Annotated in this window: 3 protein-coding genes; 1 reads left to right on the top strand and 2 read right to left on the bottom strand. The window is 61.2% G+C overall.

Features of this window, described 5'->3' with window-relative positions; translation table 11 throughout:
• The coding region (locus tag AB4Z11_RS27035) for an indolepyruvate ferredoxin oxidoreductase family protein (RefSeq protein ID WP_442028931.1) at window positions 1-1,854 on the bottom strand (1,854 nt) is incomplete at its 3' end.
• Window positions 1,855-2,115: 261 nt separating this feature from the next.
• Window positions 2,116-3,051 carry a LysR substrate-binding domain-containing protein gene (locus AB4Z11_RS27030; protein ID WP_442028930.1) on the bottom strand — a complete coding sequence of 312 codons (936 nt, stop codon included), beginning with the start codon at window positions 3,049-3,051 and terminating at the stop codon, window positions 2,116-2,118.
• Window positions 3,052-3,136: 85 nt separating this feature from the next.
• On the opposite strand from AB4Z11_RS27030, the gene AB4Z11_RS27025 reads away from it, so the two are divergent.
• A partial coding sequence (locus tag AB4Z11_RS27025; RefSeq protein ID WP_442028929.1) for a DUF3391 domain-containing protein occupies window positions 3,137-3,424 on the top strand: 288 nt, incomplete at its 3' end.

The following is a 3,424-nucleotide window of genomic DNA, read 5'->3' as shown; positions in this document are numbered from 1 at the left end:
GCGCTGCACCGCATCCATCTCCTTGCGGTCGTGCAGGGACACGATGGAAGGCAGGGCAGAGCGGTCGGTGTAGCGCGACAAGTCTTCCGTCACCAGCGCGATGCGCTTGATGCCTTCAGCGGCCATCTGCTGCGCGATCATCGGTACGGACACGGTGCCGTCCACCGGCTGGCCGCCGGTCATTGCTACTGCGTCGTTGTACAGGATCTTGTAGGTGATGTTGACCTTCGCCGCCACGGCCGCGCGGATCGCCAGATAGCCGGAGTGGAAATAGGTGCCATCGCCCAGGTTCTGGAACACGTGCGGCACTTTGGAGAATGCAGCCTGGCCGATCCACGGCGTGCCTTCGCCGCCCATGTGGGTGGTCAGCTTGTTCATCTCCGGGTAGATCGAGGTTGCCATCACATGGCAGCCGATACCGGCCAGTGCGAACGAGCCTTCCGGCACCTTGGTCGAGGTGTTGTGCGGGCAGCCGGAGCAATAGAAGGCGGGACGGAATGGTGTTTCGATCGCCTTCTTCAGCACCGCGTCCTTTGCTTCCAGGAAGGTCAGGCGGGCCTTGATCTGGTCCTGGATATTGGTGTCGGCGATGTAGCGGGCGATGCGGCCGGCGATCACGCGCGCTACTTGCGACACGGAGAAGTCAGCCTTCGGCGGCAACAGCCACTCGCCGCGCGGCGCAACCCATTCGCCCTTGTCGTCGAACTTGCCGATGATGTGCGGACGCACGTCGTCGCGCCAGTTGTACAGCTGTTCCTTCAGCTGGTACTCAACGAACTGGCGCTTCTCTTCCACCACCAGGATCTCGTCCAGGCCCTGTGCGAATTCGCGCACCGATTCCGGCTCCAGCGGCCATGGCATGGAGACTTTGAACAGGCGCAGGCCGAGCTTGGCGGCCATGTCCTCATCGATGCCCAGTTCTTCCAGCGCTTCCAGCACGTCGAGGTAGGACTTGCCGGAGGCGATGATGCCCAGCTTGGCGTCCTTGGAATCGATGGTGGTGTGATTCAGCTTGTTCTCGCGCGCATAGGCCAGCGCTGCGTAGATTTTGTAGTCCTGCATCAGGGCTTCCTGATTGCGGGCTTGCTGGCCCAGCGGAATGCTGGACAGGCGTGCATTCAGGCCGCCTTCCGGCATCACGAAGTCTTTCGGGACCTTCACATCGACGCGGAACGGATCGGCATCCACCGAAGCGCTCGACTCGACGGTGTCGGCCAGCGCCTTGAAAGCCACGGCGCAACCGGAGAAGCGCGACATGGCCCAGCCGTGCACGCCCAGGTCCAGGTATTCCTGCACATTGCATGGATACAGCACAGGGATCATGCAGGCGGAAAAGATGTGGTCGGACTGGTGCGGCAGGGTGGAGGAGTAGGCGCCGTGGTCGTCGCCGGCCACCAGCAGGATGCCGCCGTGCTTCGACGTGCCGGCATGGTTCATGTGTTTGAAGACGTCGCCGCAGCGGTCCACGCCGGGACCCTTGCCGTACCACATGGCGAACACGCCGTCGTACTTGGACGGGCCGATCAGGTCAACCTGCTGCGAACCCCAGACGGCGGTCGCTGCCAGGTCTTCGTTCACGCCCGGCACGAACTGCACATTGTGCGCTTCCAGGTGCTTCTTGGCCTTCCACAGCGTTTCGTCCAGGCCGCCCAGCGGCGAACCGCGGTAGCCGGAAATGAAGCCGCCCGTGTTCAGCCCCGTTTTCTGGTCGCGGATTTGCTGCACCAGCGGCAGGCGCACCAGGGCTTGAATACCGGAGAGGAAAATTTTGCCGGAGGTGGAAGTGTACTTATCGTCGAGCTTGACGTCGTTCAGTGCAGGCGAGTTGCTGCCGGTTGCCGTGGTATCTGGCATGGGGGCTGTCTCCAAAATTCATGATTCGGTGCGTGGCTGGCACAGGTGAGCGCCGGGTAAGCGCATCCTTGCCTAGACACAGCGGCTGCGGGTTTGCAGCCTTTTTCAGTCCGCCAGTTTACGGTTTACTTTACGTATACGGAAATACGGTTTGGGGATGGGGGTATAAGAAAAACCGATGGCCCAAAACGGGTGGCAGGCACCCCAATCGTCAGTGCTCGACCAATCGGACAGCAGCGAATGGGGTGCCTGCCACCAGGTCTACGCCCCAGGTTTGGTCTCCGCCCCTGGCCAGACACCACTGGCGCACAGGTCGGCCGCTACCTGTTTCGCCAGAGAACAGATCGCGTTAGCGGCATTTGTCAGCGGAATGTTGCGTGATGCGCACAGAACGACGGTACGGCTGATGGCCGGATCTTTGATGCGGTGGGCGCGCATGGCGCCACGTTCGATGTCTTGCAGCACAGGCGCCACCGGCAGGATGGTGGCGCCCATGCCGGCCATGATGGCCGATTTCAGGATTGCTATAGAGTTAATTTCAATCACGTCGCCTACCGCGAGCCCGGCCGCCCGCGCCACGGCTTCTATGCGGGGACGCACGCCATGCTGCAAGCCCGGCAGGATCAGCGTGGTGTGCAGCGCCTGCTTGAGAGTGATGGCTTCGCGGCCTTCGAACACCGGCAGATCGGCGCGGCAGATATAGCTGAGCGCTTCTTCCGCCAGCACGGCGGTGGTGAATGGCGTCAGCTGGCCATCATCGAACAGGACGGCAAGGTTGACGCGTCCGCTCTTCAATTGCTCGGCCAGATTGCCCGTCAGCTCTTCGGTCAGTTGCAAAGTGATATCCGGAAACTGCTCGCGCGCCGCTGTCAGCAGGGGCAGGGCAAGGGCTGCCGAAATGCTGTGCGGCAGCCCCAAAGTCACGCTGCCGGAAGGCCTGGCCGACTGGGTCACGGCGGTGCGTGCATCGGCCACCTGTTTCAGGATGGCCTGGGCATGTTCGTAGAACACTTTCCCTGCGTCCGTGCTGACCACGCCCTGCGCGCTTCGATGCAGCAACTGCGCGCCCAGTTCCTCCTCCAGCTGGCGCAATTGCTGCGTCAGCGCAGGTTGCGCCACATGCAATACCACGGCCGCGCGGGACAGCGATCCGTGGTCGACTATGGCGACAAAGTAACGAAGTTGGCGCAGTTCCATGTGAATGTGCAGCGTTAAGTAGTCATTTCATTAGGAAACATTTATCATTCTAGCGTGTTCCACGCTGTCCTATTCAGATAAAAGCATGCTCAAAAAAGTCGATTCGTCTCAGCTGAAGGTCGGCATGTACATCCACGACCTGAGTTGTGACTGGATGACGCATCCCTTCGTCCGCAATCGCTTCGTCATCGCCAGCCAGGATGAGATCAACAAGATCATCAAGGCCGGCATCCACGATGTGGTGATCGACGCCGGCAAAGGCCTGGATGTGGAAGAAGCGCTGACCCTGGACGMAGCCCAGGCCCAGACCGAACGCGAACTGGAAGAACTGGACGAAGCCCAGGCCCAGACCGAACGCGAACTGGAAGAACTG

This window comes from Pseudoduganella sp. RAF53_2, from assembly GCF_052113985.1.
Taxonomy (GTDB): Bacteria; Pseudomonadota; Gammaproteobacteria; order Burkholderiales; family Burkholderiaceae_D; genus Rugamonas.
Note: the sequence above shows the minus strand (reverse complement) of the source record. Positions and strands in the feature narration are given on the sequence as shown.

Excerpts from the sequence above, each read along its gene's own strand:
- AB4Z11_RS27030 (WP_442028930.1), bottom strand. The coding sequence starts at position 3,051 with ATGGAACTGCGCCAACTTCGTTACTTTGTCGCCATAGTCGACCACGGA.